At 40.7% G+C, this 19,649-nt stretch carries 14 protein-coding genes; 11 read left to right on the top strand and 3 right to left on the bottom strand.

All coding sequences use genetic code 11. From position 1 onward, the window contains the following. Positions 1–66 precede the first annotated feature (66 nt). The 3 genes from LX64_RS24630 (at position 67) to LX64_RS24620 (ending at position 4,460) form a co-directional block, all read left to right on the top strand. Entirely contained in the window at positions 67–1,656 is a 1,590-nt protein-coding gene (locus tag LX64_RS24630) for an ABC-F family ATP-binding cassette domain-containing protein (RefSeq protein WP_111600406.1), read from the top strand. A gap of 6 nt (positions 1,657–1,662) precedes the next feature. Beyond that, positions 1,663–2,253 carry a TetR/AcrR family transcriptional regulator gene (locus LX64_RS24625; protein ID WP_111600370.1) on the top strand — a complete coding sequence of 197 codons (591 nt, stop codon included), beginning with the start codon at positions 1,663–1,665 and terminating at the stop codon, positions 2,251–2,253. A 341-nt stretch (positions 2,254–2,594) separates the two neighbouring features. Further along, on the top strand, positions 2,595–4,460 hold the full coding sequence (locus tag LX64_RS24620) for a 7TM diverse intracellular signaling domain-containing protein (RefSeq protein ID WP_245952823.1): 1,866 nt from the start codon (positions 2,595–2,597) through the stop codon (positions 4,458–4,460). Positions 4,461–4,464: 4 nt separating this feature from the next. Here LX64_RS24620 and LX64_RS24615 read toward each other — a convergent pair whose 3' ends face one another. The 3 genes from LX64_RS24615 to LX64_RS24605 form a co-directional block, all read right to left on the bottom strand. Further along, positions 4,465–5,361 (bottom strand): hypothetical protein, encoded by an 897-nt coding sequence (locus tag LX64_RS24615; protein ID WP_111600369.1) that lies wholly within the window; start codon positions 5,359–5,361, stop codon positions 4,465–4,467. Positions 5,362–5,431: 70 nt separating this feature from the next. Further along, on the bottom strand, positions 5,432–7,246 hold the full coding sequence (locus tag LX64_RS24610) for a glycoside hydrolase family 30 beta sandwich domain-containing protein (RefSeq protein WP_111600368.1): 1,815 nt from the start codon (positions 7,244–7,246) through the stop codon (positions 5,432–5,434). Between the two features lie 520 nt (positions 7,247–7,766). Continuing rightward, positions 7,767–8,663 carry a winged helix-turn-helix domain-containing protein gene (locus tag LX64_RS24605; protein ID WP_111600367.1) on the bottom strand — a complete coding sequence of 299 codons (897 nt, stop codon included), beginning with the start codon at positions 8,661–8,663 and terminating at the stop codon, positions 7,767–7,769. A gap of 161 nt (positions 8,664–8,824) precedes the next feature. On the opposite strand from LX64_RS24605, the gene LX64_RS24600 reads away from it, so the two are divergent. The 8 genes from LX64_RS24600 (at position 8,825) to LX64_RS24565 (ending at position 19,562) form a co-directional block, all read left to right on the top strand. Continuing rightward, positions 8,825–9,469, top strand: a complete 645-nt coding sequence (locus LX64_RS24600) for a YceI family protein (protein ID WP_148707459.1) — start codon at positions 8,825–8,827, stop codon at positions 9,467–9,469. A gap of 132 nt (positions 9,470–9,601) precedes the next feature. After that, complete coding sequence (locus tag LX64_RS24595) at positions 9,602–10,144, top strand: hypothetical protein (protein ID WP_148707458.1); 543 nt, start codon at positions 9,602–9,604, stop codon at positions 10,142–10,144. Positions 10,145–10,640: 496 nt separating this feature from the next. Beyond that, positions 10,641–12,104, top strand: coding sequence for a DUF3375 domain-containing protein (locus LX64_RS24590; RefSeq protein ID WP_111600364.1), 1,464 nt, complete (start codon positions 10,641–10,643; stop codon positions 12,102–12,104). Between the two features lies 1 nt (position 12,105). Next, positions 12,106–12,696: a DUF4194 domain-containing protein gene (locus LX64_RS24585; RefSeq protein ID WP_111600363.1), complete on the top strand. Its 591-nt coding sequence runs from the start codon at positions 12,106–12,108 to the stop codon at positions 12,694–12,696. Further along, positions 12,680–16,075 (top strand): ATP-binding protein, encoded by a 3,396-nt coding sequence (locus tag LX64_RS24580; RefSeq protein WP_111600362.1) that lies wholly within the window; start codon positions 12,680–12,682, stop codon positions 16,073–16,075. Before LX64_RS24585 ends, LX64_RS24580 begins: the two co-directional genes overlap by 17 nt. After that, positions 16,072–17,226 carry a Wadjet anti-phage system protein JetD domain-containing protein gene (locus LX64_RS24575; protein WP_111600361.1) on the top strand — a complete coding sequence of 385 codons (1,155 nt, stop codon included), beginning with the start codon at positions 16,072–16,074 and terminating at the stop codon, positions 17,224–17,226. The genes LX64_RS24580 and LX64_RS24575 overlap by 4 nt, the downstream gene beginning before the upstream one ends. A gap of 201 nt (positions 17,227–17,427) precedes the next feature. Further along, entirely contained in the window at positions 17,428–18,882 is a 1,455-nt protein-coding gene (locus tag LX64_RS24570) for a sensor histidine kinase (protein WP_158538731.1), read from the top strand. Continuing rightward, the gene (locus LX64_RS24565; protein ID WP_111600359.1) at positions 18,870–19,562 is read left to right on the top strand and encodes a response regulator transcription factor; all 693 of its coding nucleotides are present in this window, start codon (positions 18,870–18,872) and stop codon (positions 19,560–19,562) included. The genes LX64_RS24570 and LX64_RS24565 overlap by 13 nt, the downstream gene beginning before the upstream one ends. Positions 19,563–19,649: the final 87 nt, after the last annotated feature.

Raw genomic sequence — 19,649 nt, 5'->3', positions numbered from 1 at the left:
AAAATTGAATATTTATTACATCTTTGCTGTACAAACCAAGGTATTCATTTTAAAACCAGGTGGCCCGTGGGACTAATTGTAAAGTCGTTGCATTATAATCATCCCGATAATGTACCGTTATTCAGCGATTTGAACTTTATATTAAACGATGGTGAGAAAGCGGCGCTGGTGGGCATTAACGGTGCGGGGAAGTCGAGTTTATTAAAATTATTGGCAGGTAAGTTACCATCGGCACCGGGGGATATTACAACCACCGAAACACCGTGGTATGTGCCGCAGCATTTAGGTGAATATGATACATGGACTGTGGCGATGGCTTTAGGGGTGGATAAGAAGTTGCTTGCTTTGCAGGCGATACTTGGTGGCGATACCGGCTTACATCATTTTACCGTGTTGGATGAAGATTGGGATATTGAAAACACGGTGCGCAAGGTGCTCGAAAAATGGGGTGTTGGTAGTATCAGCGAAAATAGGTTACTAGGCAGTTTAAGTGGTGGACAGAAGACCCGGGTTTTCTTAGCGGCAATGGAATTGAATAGTCAGCGCCTTATTCTGCTCGACGAGCCTTCGAACCATCTCGATGCCCATACGCGTCGGCAATTGTACACCCTAATTCAGCAAAGTAAATCTACGATGTTGATTGTTAGTCATGATAGAACGCTCTTGAACCTCATGCATAAAATTGTAGAACTCAGCGACAAGGGGATTGAAACCTTTGGTGGGAATTTCGATTTCTATCAGCAGAAAAAACTAGAAAAGGTGAGCGCGTTACGTGCCCGCTTGAACGAGCAATCCAAAGCCCTCAAGCTGTACGAACGAAAGGCGAACGACATGGCCGGGCACCGGGCACAACAAGAATCGGCCGGTCGTGCAGTTGGTATGAGCAATTCCATTCCCCGCATTATCGCCGGTGGTTTAAAAAACAAGGCCGAACGTAGTACCGCCCGTATGATGAATGCCCATGAAGAGAAAATCGAGCACCTGCTGATCGAGATTGAAAAAACCAAGGCGCAAATTTCGGTCTACGAAACGCTGAAGATTCATATCCCTTCCCCCACTCCACAACCCGGGAAAGTGCTCGTCGATTTCATTGATGTAAACTTTAGTTACCACGAGCATCCGCTCTGGAACAAGCTTTCTTTCCAAGTGAAATATGGTGATCGTGTTCAAATCTTAGGTGAAAACGGCATTGGAAAAACCACGCTTTTACAACTCATCACGCATCAACTCCAACCTACTACAGGCACTAACAACAGTCCAGCTTTCTCCTATTACTACCTCGATCAAGCATACGCTATTATTGATCCTACCCTCACTGTTTTCGAACAAATTCAAGCCCATAATGGCAAAAGATTAGATGAAGAAGAGCTGCAACAATTACTCGTAGACGCCCAGTTTTCACCCAACTTCTTCGATAGAAAATGCGCGGGACTTAGCGGTGGTGAGAAAATGAAATTATCTTTGAGCTGCTTGTTGGCTAGTGGACATGCGCCCGATATACTTATACTCGACGAACCCACCAACAACCTCGATATTCAAAGTTTAGCGGTGCTAACTTTGGCTGTCAAGAATTTTGAAGGTACATTGCTCGTGATTTCTCACGATGACTATTTCATCGACGAAATTGGCATTCAACAAACCATTCATTTAAGCTAAAGCATTATGCCGCTAAAAAATACGGGAACGGAACAGCTCATTAAAGATACCGCTAAACGCCTGCTATTTGCAGAAGGAAAACTGCATGCTACCACGCAAGAAATTGCCGATGCTGCGGGCGTAAATAGAACGGGCTTACATTACTATTTCCGTTCGAGAGATCAACTGGTGGCCGCTATTTTTCAAGATGCCCTGCAAGGCTTGAGTCAACGTTTAGACGAATGCATGTTATCCGGTCAACCATTCAAAGCGAAGACGGAGCGTATGATATACGTATTTTTAAAAGAGTTGATGGCTTACCCGTACGAAGAAACGTTCTTGATTACTGAAATCAATACATACGGGAAAAAGCTTGTAGCGAACATTCAATCGGCCCCTGTAAAAACTTATTTAGTAGAAGCGGCGACAGCCATGGAGGAAGGATTGATCGACAAAACGAATCCTATTCACTTCTTAATGAATTTATTTTCCCTGCTATCCTACCCCCTTATCATGGCCCCCTTATATAAAAAGATGTTTAAGCTAACGGAAAAAGAATTCCAGCAATTGTTAGATGAACGTGCGCAGGTGATTATGAACGTACTTTTTAGAAAGTAATGATACCTACCTAATGATGCCGATATACCTCGCCTAACTGTGCATCATTTTGATTTTCAACTTGCCTTTTGTTTCTTTGGAACAGGATCTTATATTTCCATGCCTATTGGATGTATAAATCCGCCGGTTTCATTACATTAGTACAACTACACGGCCTGCAGTTGTGTAAGTAGGATCAACGAGCAAAATTGTCGCAAGTATGAAGATAAATGACTAGTTACAGGAAAAAACAGTAGAACAACCAAACACTTAATGGCCATTATTCCACGTATAGGATGCTTTTATAGTACATCCCGCCATTACATATACAATACATCCACCAAAATTCCACCGCGTTCCACATGATTCGATTCAACGTTCCTATTAAAGCCTATCTAACTGCTATTTTATGCTGTTGCGCATGCATTAGCTTACAGGCACAAAAGCCGGTGAACATATTGCATAAAACGGCAGAATACATTTTCACATTCGGCGAAATCCATTGGTTAGAAGATCCTGTAGGCAACTTAACATTCGATGAAATAAGGCAACGGGACGCAGCGGGGGCATTTAAAACGAATACCAGCTACTACCCTAAAAATACGCATCAATCATCGGCTTACTGGTTCAAGGTGCAGGTGGTCATTCCACAGTCGCTCGACAAACGCCATAGTGTAATCGAGTTTTTCGATCAAACGATCGACGATATTACGCTTTATTTACCGGGCGCGGATGGCCAATATATTCCAGCGCATGCCGGGGCCGCTAAGAATTTCCAAGACCGGCTTTTCAGGCATAAGAACTTTGAATTCCTTATTCCTACTACGGCAGCGGGCACGTATACTTATTACGTTCGGATAAAATCTTTGAACGAGATCAATTTCATTATGGTGTACCGAACGCTGGAGCGATTTATTAACTATGCCCTTGTAGAATACATTACGTACGGCTTGTTTTATGGTATGATCATCGTGTTTTGCTTTTACAACTTGCTGATGTTAATGGCAACGGGGCTAAGGCATTACCTTTATTATGTATTATACATTGTAAGTGTTGGGGTGTATGAAGCGAGTACCGATGGTATTGCCTTCCAATTTTTATGGCCTAATACCCCTACATTAAATGTTTACATGTATGGCGTTTCATTGTACTGCATGAGTGTATTCGCGCTCATTTTTGCACGCTCGTTGTTGCGGGTAAAAAGGCAGAGTCCTGTTTTATATAAAATAATTAACTGGACCATTATTGTACGTACAGCTTTCTTTATTATTTGTCTTTTGTTCAAAAAAGAATGGTTCATCTATAAATTCCTTGATTTTATACCGCTGTTTACGGCCTTCATAACGGGTGTTATTATTTGGTACAAGGGATTTAAGCCTGCCCGGTTTTTTGTTGTGGGGAATGCCTTATTGTTTATTGGAGCGATTGCTAAATTGATTAACGTGTTAGGATTTATTACCGGTAACCCGGCCGTGGCGGCACATTACGGGATGGTGATGGGTTTTGTATTAGAAATGATCTTCCTCTCCTTTTCCATCGGCGACCAAGTAAGGCTATTTAGAAAAGAGAAGAAGCAAGCCCAAGACGACGCTATTTACCATATGCAGCATCACTTGAAGCTACAAGAAACCGTGAACCAACAATTGGAAGAACAGGTTGCGGCCCGTACAAAACAATTGGAACTACAATCGCGGGAGATTTATTTGCAAGCGCAAGAGATTGCCCGCATGAATGGTATACTTGAGAAGGACAATGCAGCATTGAAAACCAATATCGAAAAAATTACGGATGCCCGCATAAAATCGGCCGCTTTAACCTTCGAAGAATTCAGCCAGAAATACCCCGACCAAGAGAATTGTTACCGTTTCCTCGCCGATTTAAAATGGAGTAACGGGTTCACTTGTAAGAAATGTAGTTATCATAACTTTAGTAAGGGACGAAAACCATTTAGTCGTCGTTGTAATAAATGTGCCTATGAAGAATCGCCGATGAATGATACGATATTCGAGAATAACCGTATACCCATCAACAAGGCATTTTACATTGTATACCTCGTATTTACAACCAAGGGGCATATTTCTTCTTACCAAATTGCAGAGAAAACGGGTATGCGGCAAGGCACTTGCTGGGCGTATGCTGTGCGGATTAAGAACTTGCTAGATTCAGAAGAGCATGCTTCTAAAAAGAATAAAAAAGGGAGTTGGGTAGATTTGATTATGAAAACTTAGTTGCTTAGAATTGCATACGCGTGCCGATAGCTATTTGCTTAGCACCTGTAAATGCGCCGTTAAAACGTGTTGTTTGAACAGCACCCGATGCTAAAAATAATTCGTCTGTACCATACCCTGTTTCGGCGTGTTGGTACGTGCCTGTGATGAAAAGTGCTAGATAGTGGTTCAATTTAAAAACACTACTAACGGCCATACGCAGATCGAATCCATTGGCTCGCTGTGTAAAGCTGATGGGATGTTGAAATGCATCGATCAAATTCCAATCTGCTACGGCGCGGTATGCCACTTGGCTGTATTGCGCATCTGCTGATATAGCTAGCCATGATGTTGCATGGTAGTTGCCAATGATGCCTCCTGTAATACCTTTCCAAGTTGTGCTATAGGTAGAACGAAGGTTCTTTTGACCGGGCACTTCCGCTGCGTGGTTGAGTAAATACAGCCATGCTTTATTGTTTGTATAGCCCATCATGGCCGCCACTTGCCATTTTCTTTGTTGGAGGAAATAATAACCGCCGTAGAGCCGGCATGTTTGTAGCGAGCCTTCATCACTATTTAATTGTGCGTGGTAGGTAGTGGCGCTACGATCGTTATCTCCGTAATCTGTATCGGTGGCATTGCCGGATTTGATGAAAGATCGCGTAAGCGCTGCGCCGATGAATATTTGCTTAGCGGGGTGTAATTGTAGCGTAGCATTAAATGTAGGACCGCTTAGGTCACTCCATTTCACTTCCGACAATACATTAACAGGTGCGCCATTTACTTTACCTGCGATTGACCAATGAAGGTTGGCTACTTGGTAGCCTCCAGATAGTTCTACTGTAGCGAATGGCTGCTTTTGTTGGGCAGCAACATGTGCACAGGCAAGCAGGCATAAGATATTGATTAGAAAAACTCTCATGGTCTGTAATTTAGTTTACCCACCGGGCCTTTTGCCAGCGGTGGGTAAACGATTTCATGTGTAGAATAGGCTACTGGTTTACACCAAATGCCTCCCAACCCGATATAGAAGCACGGTTGCAATTCATTGGTTGTGTACCGTTTTCTGAACTAACATATTGACCGTTGTTACCACGCAACGATATTTTACCATCGGCATTCACTACCCAGTCAAACTTCTCCCAATCACCGATCGTGGTACGGTTGCAAGTCATGGCTTGTGCACCATTTTCAGAACTTACGTATTTACCCATAGCTTGTAAAGCAACTTTTCCGCCACCTGCATCTACTACAGTAAAGGTTTCCCAGCCGGATGCTGTAGCCCTGTTACAATTCATTGCTTGGGTACCGTTTTCGCTACTTACGTATTGGTTATTCAAACCTTTCAACGTAATATTTTGACCGATAGGAGCTGGGGAAGTAGTGCCGCCGCCTGTACCCGACCATTTGAAGGTAGCTGCAGAACCAGCTGCTAACGAGTAGGTAAATGATTGGTTACCCCATTTCACTTTAAAGGAAACACTAGAGCCGCCGTTGTTGAAAGCCAATAGTACTTTAGAGCCATCGCTATTTTTAAACGCAGTTGTTTGAATGTTGCCCGAGCTGTTAGATGCAATACGAACAGCGCCCGGTTGCACAAACTTAGATACATGTGCAATAATGTAATAGCCCACTCTTCTTGTAATTGTGCTACCATCGATTGTTACGGCACCTCTTGATACGGTACTGCCACCTGGGGTATGTGGGCCACCTTGCGAGTCGCTCGCGAGGTTCCATTCCAAAACGGTTTTCGACCAGTTATTGAGGGAACCGATGACTACGTTTTGGATATGCCATGAAAGATCACCGGAGAAGCTACCCGTGGTGGAAGTATACTGTTCAGTGAAGTATACGTTTTTGTTGGTGGCGTTCTTTACGGTGGTCATGGCCGAGATATTCCCGCCATATAAGTGGAAGGCGGAGCCATCTACGTAAGAGCTGTTATTAGCAACGTAGATGGGGTACTCGGTATTATCACAGTTGTGATCGTAGCAAATAATTTTACAGTTAAAACCGGCGCCGCGTAGTTTAGGACCGATATAGCTATTGATAAGGCCTAGTTGGTTCTCCTTCGTGAGGGTCATACTAGGTTCGTTATACGGATTGAGCGGTTCGTTCTGTGGTGTGATACCCCAGATTTCGATGCCTTGTCCTCTCATAGCATTCATGTAATCGAGCCAGTATTGCCCGTAGCTTTCGTAGTTTTCAGCTTTTAGGGTGCCGCCAACGAACGAGCCGTTGGTTTTCATCCAAGTGGGGGCAGTCCACGGGGTAGCCAATACTTTGATGGCGGGATTGATTGCTAAGATTTTCTTCAAAATTGGGATGGTGTACGTTTGATCGGGGCCGGCTAGGCTGAACGATGCACCATCGCGATAGGTGTATGAATAGTCACTTAAATCGGTGGCTCCTACACCTACCCTTACAACGGATAAGCCGATGCCGCTGGATGGGCTAAATAATTCATTTAACAAAGAGCTTTGCGCGGATGCCGACAGGTTGCTGATAAGTTTGGCACTACCTTGTGTAAGGGTAAAGCCGAAGCCATCGATACTTTGGTAAGTGGTGGCGTCGTTTACCGTAATGGTAGTAGCGTTGGTGCCTGCATCAGGTGCGAAAGTAACATTGCCTTGTTGTTGGAGAAGCTGGCTTTGGCTGCCGGTGGTGGTCCATATACTAACAGATTCGTTTGCTCTTACCGTGGTGCCATTGTCGTTTTCACCAGGCGTGTAGATGTTTTTTTTACAAGCATACAATGCAACGCATAGCATGCCTGCGGCTGCAAGCCGCAGAGTCAATTTTTTCATAAAGTGGATTTTTTACGGGTTATAAATTGGTTGATATGGGGGTTAGTGCTCCCCCAGGTTTTCTACATCATGGGTGTTTTGTGTTTACGGTTTGGGAACAAATGCTACTTCATAAATCGTGGTAATCTAAATACACATGTGCCTTACTAATTTCTCATTCAACGTAAGGAAAAATAAACGTCCCGTATGCTATGCTTTGAATGATCAAATTTATTGAAATTAAATGCAATATTCCAAACTAATTTCATCATAACATGCTGATATTCAATTCATCGTACTAAACCTTAATGCACTTAAGGCACATGTAACGAATTGGGTTATTCCTTGAAAAACATGGGTTTTGGGAGGGTGGTTCGGGGTGTTTCAATACACTAAAAAAACATTCGATTTTTTTGATATGGAGGGGGAAATGGGAGGAATTGGAGGGATAAATAGTACGAAAAAGCCTTCATCGTTTTACAAGGATGAAGGCTTTTTAGGGGTAAATGAGCTGGATTGGGGATGCCCCTATTTACTATTTTTAAGCGCTGATTTCTAGTTTATATCCTTTACCGCGTATCACTACAATTTTTAGGCTTGGATCTGGTTCCAGTTTTTTCCGCAATTTGGAGATGAACATATCTAGGCTACGCCCTACTATCACACCTTCATCTTCCCATATTTCCTTTTGCAACCTGCTTCGCTCGATAATTTCGTTGGGCGAAACGGCGAAAAGTAACAATACGCGGGTTTCTGTTTTGGTTAACTCGATCGTTTGTTCGTGGATGTGGAGTTTCTTTTGTTGGGCATCGAACAACACGGCACCTATAGTCATGCAGTTTGTAGGTTGGCTAACATTGGGTACGGGTACGTTTTTAGGTTTAACCGACCTTAGCAATAAGAAGCCAACAAGGGCTATCAATGGAATGCTGCCCAATAAATAACCGGATTTTGCAGTATTGGTATCCAATGTTTTGAACATTACATTAATTGTGTAGCAGGCAGTTGGCTGTTTCCTTCCAATACAGCTAACGATATCATCCTTCCTATTGTGGGATATGGCATAACTATAGGCGATCGTACTACTATTGCAGTTTACTACATTTACTACGTACTCCCCTGCTTGGGGATCTTGCGCCAATACATGCCGAGTAGTGTTCACTAATATTTCCGGTTGAAAAGAAAACGCCTGCTCAAAACTGATTTGGTACTCATGCTTTCCTAGCTTTCTTACAGGAAGCACCCTCGATGTACTATCGCCTGATTGTAAAAGTAATTCATGCCCAATTTTACGCAGTAACACTTCTCGCCTAGCCATATCAAAATCCTCGCTGCTACCCATCGTGAACGCTACACAGATGAAAGTTATCATGAGCCCTAAGATAGACCCAACGAGGTATTTGCGCTTTCCTAAGAGGAGCTGTTGCCTAGTACGCATATAGTCAATTTAAAAATTTACAATGTTTACAATTCTATTTACACGCCAAATTTCCCGTGCTGAAAGATATCAAAGAATTTCGTTGCATCATCCTTTTAAAGCCCGAAAACGATGACTCATTAAAAAAGGGCAATTACCTATCACTCAAGAACACCTTTCGTATGAACAACAAGTTATTTATGTACATTAGTTTACTGGCAGCCGTTTTGTTTTCCAATTGCCAAACTTCTCAAAAAAAGGAAAAAGCAGTTACACCATCGAGCAACAAAGGAGAAGTATATGCGATCGATACCAAAGAAAGTGTAATTACATGGACAGGTACTATGGTGCTCTCGCCCGACAAAGAACATACAGGGTTTGTATACCTTTCTAATGGTGCCTTCATTGTTGAAAACGGTCAACTTATTGGCGGATCGGCAGTCATTAACTTACACTCGCTGGCATATAAAGACAAATCGAATACCAATACGCCTATACATCACTTAAAATCACCTGATTATTTTGACGTGGAGAAATTCCCTACTTCTGCCATTGTAATCACCAACGTGACTACAGAAAGCGATAAAACGATACTTGTTACAGGCAAACTAACCATTAAGGGTGTTACAAGGCTAGTTACTTTTCCTGCCAGCATGGAATTGAAGGATGGCGTATTAACAGCCAATGGAAAGCTTGTTATTGACAGAACGGATTGGGGCATTCGTTATAGGTCGGGTAAGTTTTATGATGTGGTGGCCGACCAGGTTGTGTCGGATGAGATTGGGTTTCTTATTAAAATAATCGCGCGGAAAACACGTGGCTGTTAATTGGGATCTGCCATTTATATCTATAATACGAAAAGAAAGATGACACATTTACCCTTCTATTTATTGACTTTAATGTTGGCAACTTGTGCGTCTTGCAACGAGCCGCAAAAAACTGGTCTTCCAACAAAGCATATGCCATCTAACATCCGTGCCGATACCCCCTATACCAAGAATACCTATACGGATGCCAGTGGTAGCCAGGTTACCATACAAAACAGTTTTCCCAAAGGAGGATTAAGGTACACCGACCCACATGGTAAGGCGTATGTGTATGCTGTATTTTGGACACATATTATCAATGAAACAGCGCAACCATTCAACTTAAATATTGGCTTCCCTGTGGATTCCATTGAACTTACATCTTCACCGGGTAGTTATTTTAGGATATTATTACCCCCCGATACGATGACCACGGGGAAAACAAGCATGTTTAATTATGGCTTGCCGAGGATGGAATTATTTTTAGATACTGCATTGCTAACACCATCTACCTTGAAAAGAACAATTGCACCACATGATTCGAGTGCATTTTATGTTGTAACATTAGCGAACCAGTGGGTAAATGGAACTTTAAGAGCAGGATTGCATATGGAAAAAGGGAAATATTATTATGTAATAAACGGAATGAAGATGTATTGTGGAGAGGTTGATAAAGGGTTTGTGTTACAACCCTAAGGAAGCAGATTGTTTATATCTAATCAATAATAACACCATCTCTACAAAGTAAAGATGGTGTTTACATTTTGTGCCCAGAACAGGAGTCGAACCTGCGCTGGTTATCAATAACTATAAGGCTTGTGTGTCATTTTAGTCTTGAATATATGTATCTATTTATTTCGGTACAATTACCCCTTTTCAGTTCGAACGTAATCAAAAATTTCTCACATCATCGTATTCAAAATCAAATAGTTAGCAAACTTGTTAAAATGCAAATATATAAAACTGCTGTTGTTTGAATAGATGCATTTATATACAAAAAATGTAATTACTCATTAATATAGAAACATTGCTAATATTTTGTGTTGAAAAGGTTCTTGTTTAGTTGCGTTATTGAATTCATATTGGAATCAAAAAGAGGAGCTATTAAAGCAATATTTGCAAAGAAAATAAGTTAATGACAAAATATAATTGTGTAAGGTATGTATCTAAATGATGTTTATATTTATGTAATATGACATTTGAATCCATTGTTCAACAGTTTAAAACGGCAAAACCGTTGCAGCTGATTCGGCTCAAAAATGCGCCGTTCATTATTTCGTTTCTACATAAAGTATTTACGGATGCAAATACAACTACTATTGCCAACGGCGAACTCCGCAGCAAGCTTGAGGGATATATGGAAGAGCTATCTTATGAAGAAAAAGATGAGGAGTTAGATGCTGCTACTCTATTCGACGATTTCGCAATAAGAGCCTCCCAATATATTGATAAATGGAGTAATAGCGGGTACCTCCGTAAATATCCTGGCGACGATGGCGAAGACTTGCACGAATTGACGCCGGACACTATTAAAGTACTTAAATGGTTAGAGGACCTAGCACCGCGCGAATATATAGGAACTAACAGCCGGTTTAAAGACATCTTTTTTAAACTGCAAAAAATGGTAGAGCAAACCAATGAAGATCCCGAAGCTCGCATAGAAGAATTGCAGAAAAAGAAATTCGAAATAGAAAACGAGATTAACCTTATCAAACTAGGTAAAAAGCCAAGCGTGTTTGACGAAACCGAAATTAAAGAGCAGTTTTACGACCTCAACAAAATGGCCCGTGAACTATTGGCTGATTTTTCAGAAGTGGAGCAAAACTTTGAGCAGATACGCAAAGACATACAACGGAAATACACAGAGCGCGACATAGCGAAGGGCACACTGTTGGTATTTGCGTTAGATGCATTGGACGATATAGACCAAAAGCCTCAAGGTAAAAGCTTTAAAGCTTTTTGGGAGTTTTTGATGAACGAAAAAAGACAACAGGAATTTAGCGTACTTACCGAGCGACTTTACCAGATATTGACCGAAAACAATATTGACTATAATAACGATAAATTCCTTAAAAACCTGAAACGCTACTTGCATGTTTCTGGCCGGAAAGTAATAGACGCCAATAAAAAATTAAGCGAAAAAATTAGCCGGGTATTATCTGAAAAAAGCTTATTAGAACGTAGAAAGGCCATGGAACTAATTGGAGACATACGGCAAATGGCTTTTGACCTAATTGATACAAAAATAAAGGAGGAACAATTCATTATAATTGAGGATGAGCCTATCATTAATCTTTTTGACCGTTGGCAACTAGGCGAAGAACGAGATACGGCTACGACCGTCTTATTTCCCGACAATCATACGGAAGAAGAAGAGGTTGACTATAAAGCCCTGTTTGACCAGTTTACTATTGATAAGAAGAAGCTACAACAACGTATAGACGTAATAGTGGAAGCCAAAGGCCAGGCAACATTAAGGGAAATTATTGATGTCTATGGTATCGAAAATGGCCTAAGCGAAGTAGTAGGTTACTTTTCACTCGCAACCGAAGGTAGCCATCATATTATTTTAGAGGATGCTAAAGAGCCAATCCTGGTTGGTGACCGTTGGGTAAATGTGCCGATGATTATTTATACAAAACCAATTGTACATTAATATGGAACCGAAAATATTAAGGGCGCCTTATGCCGCTGCCATTATTAAACTGCTGCAAGGGCCAGTGTATGCGGATGACAAAAATACTTGGCGCGATATACTGGGTTGGCAATCGGCCATACAGGAATACTTTGGAAAAATAGGGATGCAGTTAATCATTACTGAACAGGATGGCTTTGCTAGAGTGCTACAACCGGAAGCTGGCGAGGATGAAGAACAACCATTACCACGATTGATGAAAAAACAGGCGCTGAATTACGAGTCTACCCTGCTAGCTGTCATGTTGCGGGAAGGCCTGGAAGAATTTGATGTACGCAGTGATGGCACTAAATACTTTCTAACACAAAAGGAGATTAAAGAACGTATTGAGTTGTTTTACAAAGAACAAACCAACAAGAGTAAATTGTGGCGTGACTTGTCCAAACCCATTACTGTGTTGCTTAACATCGGTATACTGAAACTCAACCGCGAAGATACTGTTAACAAGGACAACAACCAGTATGAAATAAAACGGATTCTGAAAGCATTTATCAACAACGAAAAGCTAGAAGAAATAAAACAAAAGCTCGCCCATTATGTCCACACTCTTTAGTAACAATAATACAGACAATGGCTATAGGCTACGGTACCTCGAAGTGTTTAACTGGGGGACCTTTAATGGTAAAGTGTACAAACTGCAACCCGATGGTCGGACCTCACTACTTACTGGAGCAAATGGTAGCGGTAAAACCACTTTAATAGATGCCCTGCTCACTATACTGGTACCTACTGGTAAAAGGTTTTACAACCAATCGTCGGGTGCTGAATCTAAAAAAGAAAGAGACGAAAACTCCTACTTTTGGGGCTATCATGGTAAAACCTTTTCCGAGGAGGAAGAAAAATCCAAAATAGAGCAATTACGACAAAAAGCAGAAAATCCCTATTCTGTTCTACTGGCTTGCTTTCAAAACTCAGGTACACATCACACTATATCATTAATACAGGTTAGATGGTACAGCAATGGAAGTTTGCAAAAAATCTTCCTCATTGCACCCTACTTGCTCAACATCAATGAGCATTTTGGAAAAAATCATTTTGATATACGAGGTGATTGGAAAAAGAAATTGAAAAACCAATTCCCTAAAACAGAACTATACAACAGCTTTAAAGAATATGCCAGCCGTTTTAGCGATTTGTTCGGTCTAAAAGATAAAGCGCTATCACTCTTTAGCCAGACAGTGGGCATAAAAGTATTGGGTGATCTTACAAACTTTATAAGGCAAGAAATGCTAGAAGAATCAGAAGCGGAAGAGCAATTCAGAAGCTTGTATGAACATTATAGTGACCTACTTATCAGCCATAAAGCTATACAGAAAGATGAAAAACAATTGGAGCTTCTTACACCCATTATCATCCATAAAGACACACTGTATGAACAACGAAGCCTTAAAACCGAGCTCGATTTTGTGGAAGAACAAATGCCCTTCTATCTTAATAAAAAAGAGTATGACCTGTTAGTAACATATATTAGTAAGGTTAAATGGGATACAACAATAGCTCAAGAAGAAAAGCGTCTTACAACAGAAAGAATAAGCGAATTAGATGAGAAAAAAGTTCAATTAATCACCCAAAAGGCCGCCCTGAACATCGACCACCAGGTAACCTTACTGAATAAGGATATTGAAGCAGAAATCATCAAAAGAAATGATAAATCTGCAGCGAGTAAATTTTATGAAGACACTTGTAAGCAACTGAAGTTGGATTTCCCTTCAAGTAGTTCTGCATTTAACGAAAACTACAAGCAGGCTGAAAAACTGGGCATTATCATACCCAAGGACCAAGAGAGATTGTCGGAACAAAAAACGAGATATAAAATTGAACAAGAAAGTACAGAAACAAAGATAAATGAGTTACAAAAGCAGATATCCTCACTGCTAGAGCGAAGAAATCGAATACCCGAAGATCTAGTACAGGCTAGAAAACGGCTAACAGAACTGTTGGATATAACAGAAGTTGAACTTCCTTTTGCCGGTGAGTTAATAAAGGTAAAACCGGCAGAACAAAAATGGGAAGACGCTATTGAGCGACTGTTACATAATTTTTCTATGCAATTGCTAGTACCGGAAAAATTTATAAAGGCAGTCAATCATTTTATTTATAACAATGATTTGCAAACTAAATTAGTATACCAAAAAATAGAGAAGAGAATTGCACCATTACTTCGCTGGTCGACAGATGAGAATGATCTCGTGGATAAATTGGAATTTAAGGACTCTATCTATAAAGACTGGATAACAAATGCTTTATTTGATCGTTTCAATTATTATTGTACCGACGACCTGGATGTGTTCTATGGATCACAAAAAGCTATTACATCCAATGGACTCATGCGCAATGTAAACCGCCATGAAAAAGATGACCGCCCCGGCAAATGGCACAAAGGGAAATATCGCTTGGGATGGGATAACCGGGAAACAATAAAATACCTACAACAACAGAAACACCTGGCAGAATCAAATTATCAACAGATAAGTGACAAAATCAGGGAAATAACACCACGCATTGACGACATTAATAAAACTATACTTGCAATTACTAACTTACTTCGATACCGATATTATGACGAGATAGATTGGCAGCGGCATGCAAAAAAGTTAGTGTTGTTGAACGAACAGTTAAATGAACTTAAGAAATCATCGCACGCGTATGAGCAAATTGTTGAACTGATTAAGGACACGGAAAGAATACTACAATTAGAACACGCCAAAAGAGATCGTTTAGTTGGAGAAATAAAAACATTGAACGATGAGTATATTAATAAAAACGCCAGATTGCTTAGCCTTGATTTTAAGGCACTCTCCGATACAGGATCACGTTCTATCCAGAGATTTTTGCAGGAAGAAAAACTTGAACTTATTAATGAACAGGGACTTTCAGCCTTTGAAAATGAGATAAAACAGATTGGCACTAGGCTAAAATCAAGGCAACGAACGGCTTCAGAAACTGTTAACCAACTGGAACAAAAGATTATCAAAGACATAGCGGCATTTGTTCATCCAGAGGAAAAAATAATCCGAGACTTTCCAAGTTGGCATGGCGATGTAATCAACATCAGCGCTGATCTTAAAAATATAGAGGAAATTGAAGAGCTATATAATATTATACAAACACAGCGGTTGGTGAAACATAAAAAAAGGTTCCGCGAATACATGGACAAAAGCATGCTAGATGCACTTACCAGCTACCGTACTTGGCTGAACACTGAGCTGGATAAGATTAAGGATATGATTGAGGAACTAAACATTCCATTAAAGAAAATTACTTTTAACCGCAATCCCGACACTTATCTGCAACTTGAACACCGACCACTGCGTGGTGAAAACGAAATTAATATCTTCCGTGGGCAGCTTAGTGATGCAATTCCTAATGCGTTGGACTTTGCCACACAGCAAGACGACCTTTACAGGGAACAGGTATTTGAAAAAATTAAGCACCTAATTACCGAACTTCAAAAAGAAGAAACCTGGCGTAGAAAAGTAAGTGATGTACGCAACTGGCTCACCTTTAGTGCGAGAGAATACTCTATGATAGAAAACAAAGCAGAGCAATACCATGATAACACCGCCAGCTATTCGGGAGGGCAAAAAGCACAGTTCACATATGCCATTTTGGGCGCAGCTATTGCACACCAGTTTGGAATTTTTCAACAAGGTCGTCAACACAAAAGCCTTCGCTTCATAACAGTTGATGAAGCCTTTAGCAGGCTGGATCCTGAGAAAAGCCGTTTCTTAATGGAATTCTGCGAACAACTCAATTTGCAAATTCTCGTAGTAACCCCATTAGACAAAATAAACATCGCAGAACCATACATTCATGCGGTGCATTTTGTAGAAATTAAGAATAAAAAAAATTCAGTATTGTATAACCTAACAATGGAGCAGTATTATGAACAAGGTGAAAAATTTAAACAAATAAGCGAAGAATCAGAATGATAACACTACAGGAACTTTTAGTTAAATCAGATAAACACTTTTTTAGAATAGCGGGTGCTATTTTAAAAAATGAAAATCCTTTTCCACTGGTTATACCATCAGACAAAAAAGTAAAAGATACTGGCTTTAACCAACTTCAACTTGCTATTGTGCCTTTATATAATCACTCAAAGGAAGCAAAAGGCAAAGGATATACTGTAATATGGAAAACAAAAAACATACAGGGATCACCACAAAAGATACCCGATAAAATATTCTTTGAAAGCCTGGAGGATTATCTTTTCTTTACTAAGCGGGAAAAAGTTTTTTTGAAAATAAAAGAAACCTTTAAGCTAATTACTGACTCTTTTCCGAACAATTCTCAATGGGTTGCTGAGCAACCTGCTTTCCTACTAACTTATGCGGGCATCATGTCCGATTTACTGAAAGTAGTCCGTTACTTCTTCGACCATAGCCCTCCTCATCCGTTTTACCTACGTGAGCTTCCGATAGCGTTGCACACAAAGTTTATCGAACAGAATACTAAGCCTTTGAAAAAGATGTTGGATAATATATTGCCTTCATATAAGATTAACATAACAGAAAAAGATTTTTCGGGCAGGTATCAAATAAAACGTAACAATATCTATACACAAGTAAGGGTATTGGATGAGGTACTAAAATCTACCTTGGGATATCATGAAGTGGCGCTCACGATTGATGATGCTGCTTTACTCCCGTGGAAACCAGACAAGGTGTTTATTATTGAGAATGGAGCCTGTTTTCGTTCCTTTCCAAAAATCAAAAACAGCGTAGCCATCTTTGGAGAAGGTTTTAAAAGCCGGGTTAATAAACATATTCCTTGGCTGGCTAATTGTGAACTGTATTGCTGGTTCGACATGGATGCAGCTGGTTTTGAAATGTTGAACATGACACGAAATTACTACCATCACGCTATGAGTTTTTTAATGGACGAAACGACGTACAATGAATTTTCTTCGTTTTCGGTACATTCCAAATACCGCAAGATTGAATTACCTCATTTACATCCCTATGAACAAAAAATGTATGCCTTTTTACAAAAGGAAAACCGAAGATTGGAGCAGGAACATATAACAAATAGGTATGTTCAGGAGCAATTAATGGCCAAATGCATTAGTTTATCAGAATAATTGTTTATTTATTGATTTTGATATAATCCATTAGAACCTAGAAATAAATCAGCATAACATACTTTTTAGCATTTTAAAATGTTCTTCAATTCCCAACTTCCACCAATTCCCATCCCCCCCAACTGTTAACCAACCTCGATATTTTGTTAATGAACGTTAATGTTTTATTTTCCCTGCCTATTCGTTCATTACATTTGTTATATGGATTTTATCGTCAAGCGGATTTGGTGGATTGCTATACCTACAGCATTGGCTGTAACTGTTTTCCAGTTGTACTGGTTGTTCAGTGTGTATACGAACCAGCAACAGAATTTCCAACAGGTTGCTTCCGATGCTTTACAGAAAGCGTACGACCAAGCTATGGTGGAAGCGATTGAGAAAATGGGATTGAAGGGTAAAATCCAAGGCACCAGCGCCCCTGGCTTGCCGCTTTCAGCTGAACGGTTCGACCTTTCCGGTGATATACACGTTGGCGATCGCCATGATACTTCGAAGAAAAGACCCGTGAGTAGAGGCGTTGTAACCGTTTTCTCGGGCGATATGGAAGCGAGGGCCGGCAATTCCGATACCATGCTGGTGCGGAAAAATGTGGACTTAAAAGCCGTAGGTGTTGATCCTAAAAGGTTATTATCTTCCATCTTTAGCATGAGTAACATTGTGAGTGTTGATACGGCTGTGCTGCGCCGCTTTTACACAAAAGAGTTGGCGGCCCGGAATATTCATCTTCCTTTTACCATCTTAACCCTTTCCCCAGCCGATACTTCATTACAAGCACCTATGATCGTTAACTTGCGAGCGGATAGTTATTCGCGTAAGCCGAATATTGCTGCGCAATTTCAAGGACTTAGTGGTTGGTTGTTTGTGAAGATATTATGGCCCATTGTATTGTCGTTTTTATTGGTGGTGCTCATAATCTTCTGTATTTGGATACTCTGGCGTATCATTATCAAACAGAAAAAGTTAGAGGTGATGAAGAATGATTTCATTTCCAATATCACCCATGAACTCAAAACACCTGTTGCGATCTTGAGTGCTACAAACGAAACATTACTTGATTTCGGGGGTATGCACGATCCAGAAAAGACATCGCGGTATTTACAACTTGAACGAGAGGAATTACGCAAACTACAGCTTCTCCTCGATCGCATTGTGCAGCTAACACGCTTGGAACATCATGCACAAATTGCGGGGCCAGTTACCGCTATTGCGCTCGATACTTGGTTACCCAGTGTACTGGCACGTTTTTCCAAATTGCAGGGGGTGCAGCTTGTATTGACAGTACAATTGGATAACCCGGTTATTCATACGGAAGCGGCTTATTTGGAAACGATTATTGTTAACCTTGTAGATAACGCGATAAAGTACACAGCGGTTGACAACCGTTGGGTAAGCATACGTGTTACGGGCAACGAAGAACAAGTGATTATATTGGTACAAGATCGCGGGATTGGGATCGCTACCTCACAACTTGCACTCATTTTCGATAAGTTTTACCGTGTTCCGCAAGGCAATGTGCATGATGTGAAAGGATATGGACTGGGATTGAGTCATGTAAAAAGCCTCGTAACTGAACTAAATGGGCACATCTCCGTTACCAGCGAACTAGGGAAAGGCACAACATTCACCATACATTTGAAAAGAGCATGGAACAAGTAAAGGTTTTATTGGTTGAAGATGAAAACGTGTTAGCGGGCGTGGTGAAGGAAACGCTAGCGATGAAAGGTTTTGATGTAACCATTGCCACCAATGGTGTAGAAGGCCTCCAGCTATTCCAATTGCTACAACCAAGTATTTGTATTGTTGATATTATGATGCCCAAGAAAGACGGCATTACGTTGGTGACGGAAATCCGGGCCATCAATGATCAAATACCACTCATTTTCCTTACTGCAAAAAGCGAAGTACAAGATGTTATTAAGGGTTTCCAAGTGGGAGCCGACGATTACATGAAGAAACCTTTTAGTATCGAGGAGCTGATCATGCGCATGCAAGCGTTGCTGAAACGGGTACAAGCTAAACCTACAGCGAAGAAGAGTGATACGCAGTATTTGCTGATTGGGGATTACCAATTCGATTATCCCCGTCAAACCCTCCACCACCCCAATGGCGTACAACGTTTATCGCAAAGGGAAGCCGATATATTGAAAATGTTAGCCGACAACCTACACCAAATCACGGCAAGAAAAGATATGCTGATGGAAATTTGGGGGGATGATAGTTTCTTTAATGCCCGTAATATGGATGTTTACATGACCCGTATGCGCAAATTCTTACAATATGATGAACGTATTCAAATTGTGAATGTTCGTGGTAAAGGATATAAACTAATTGTCTAAAATTTTAACATTCATTAAGGTTATATCAAGTCTCGTTAACCCATAAAACCCTCGCCGCTTAATAGTTTTGCTGCATAGCAATATGCA

Source organism: Chitinophaga skermanii (assembly GCF_003259335.1).
In the GTDB taxonomy this organism is placed as follows: Bacteria; Bacteroidota; Bacteroidia; order Chitinophagales; family Chitinophagaceae; genus Chitinophaga; species Chitinophaga skermanii.
Note: the sequence above shows the minus strand (reverse complement) of the source record. Positions and strands in the feature narration are given on the sequence as shown.

Excerpts from the sequence above, each read along its gene's own strand:
- LX64_RS24590 (WP_111600364.1), top strand. The coding sequence starts at position 10,641 with ATGACATTTGAATCCATTGTTCAACAGTTTAAAACGGCAAAACCGTTG.
- LX64_RS24585 (WP_111600363.1), top strand. The coding sequence starts at position 12,106 with ATGGAACCGAAAATATTAAGGGCGCCTTATGCCGCTGCCATTATTAAA.
- LX64_RS24620 (WP_245952823.1), top strand. The coding sequence starts at position 2,595 with ATGATTCGATTCAACGTTCCTATTAAAGCCTATCTAACTGCTATTTTA.
- LX64_RS24570 (WP_158538731.1), top strand. The coding sequence starts at position 17,428 with ATGGATTTTATCGTCAAGCGGATTTGGTGGATTGCTATACCTACAGCA.
- LX64_RS24625 (WP_111600370.1), top strand. The coding sequence starts at position 1,663 with ATGCCGCTAAAAAATACGGGAACGGAACAGCTCATTAAAGATACCGCT.
- LX64_RS24575 (WP_111600361.1), top strand. The coding sequence starts at position 16,072 with ATGATAACACTACAGGAACTTTTAGTTAAATCAGATAAACACTTTTTT.
- LX64_RS24595 (WP_148707458.1), top strand. The coding sequence starts at position 9,602 with ATGCCATCTAACATCCGTGCCGATACCCCCTATACCAAGAATACCTAT.
- LX64_RS24600 (WP_148707459.1), top strand. The coding sequence starts at position 8,825 with ATGAACAACAAGTTATTTATGTACATTAGTTTACTGGCAGCCGTTTTG.
- LX64_RS24565 (WP_111600359.1), top strand. The coding sequence starts at position 18,870 with ATGGAACAAGTAAAGGTTTTATTGGTTGAAGATGAAAACGTGTTAGCG.
- LX64_RS24615 (WP_111600369.1), bottom strand. The coding sequence starts at position 5,361 with ATGAGAGTTTTTCTAATCAATATCTTATGCCTGCTTGCCTGTGCACAT.
- LX64_RS24605 (WP_111600367.1), bottom strand. The coding sequence starts at position 8,663 with ATGCGTACTAGGCAACAGCTCCTCTTAGGAAAGCGCAAATACCTCGTT.
- LX64_RS24580 (WP_111600362.1), top strand. The coding sequence starts at position 12,680 with ATGTCCACACTCTTTAGTAACAATAATACAGACAATGGCTATAGGCTA.
- LX64_RS24610 (WP_111600368.1), bottom strand. The coding sequence starts at position 7,246 with ATGAAAAAATTGACTCTGCGGCTTGCAGCCGCAGGCATGCTATGCGTT.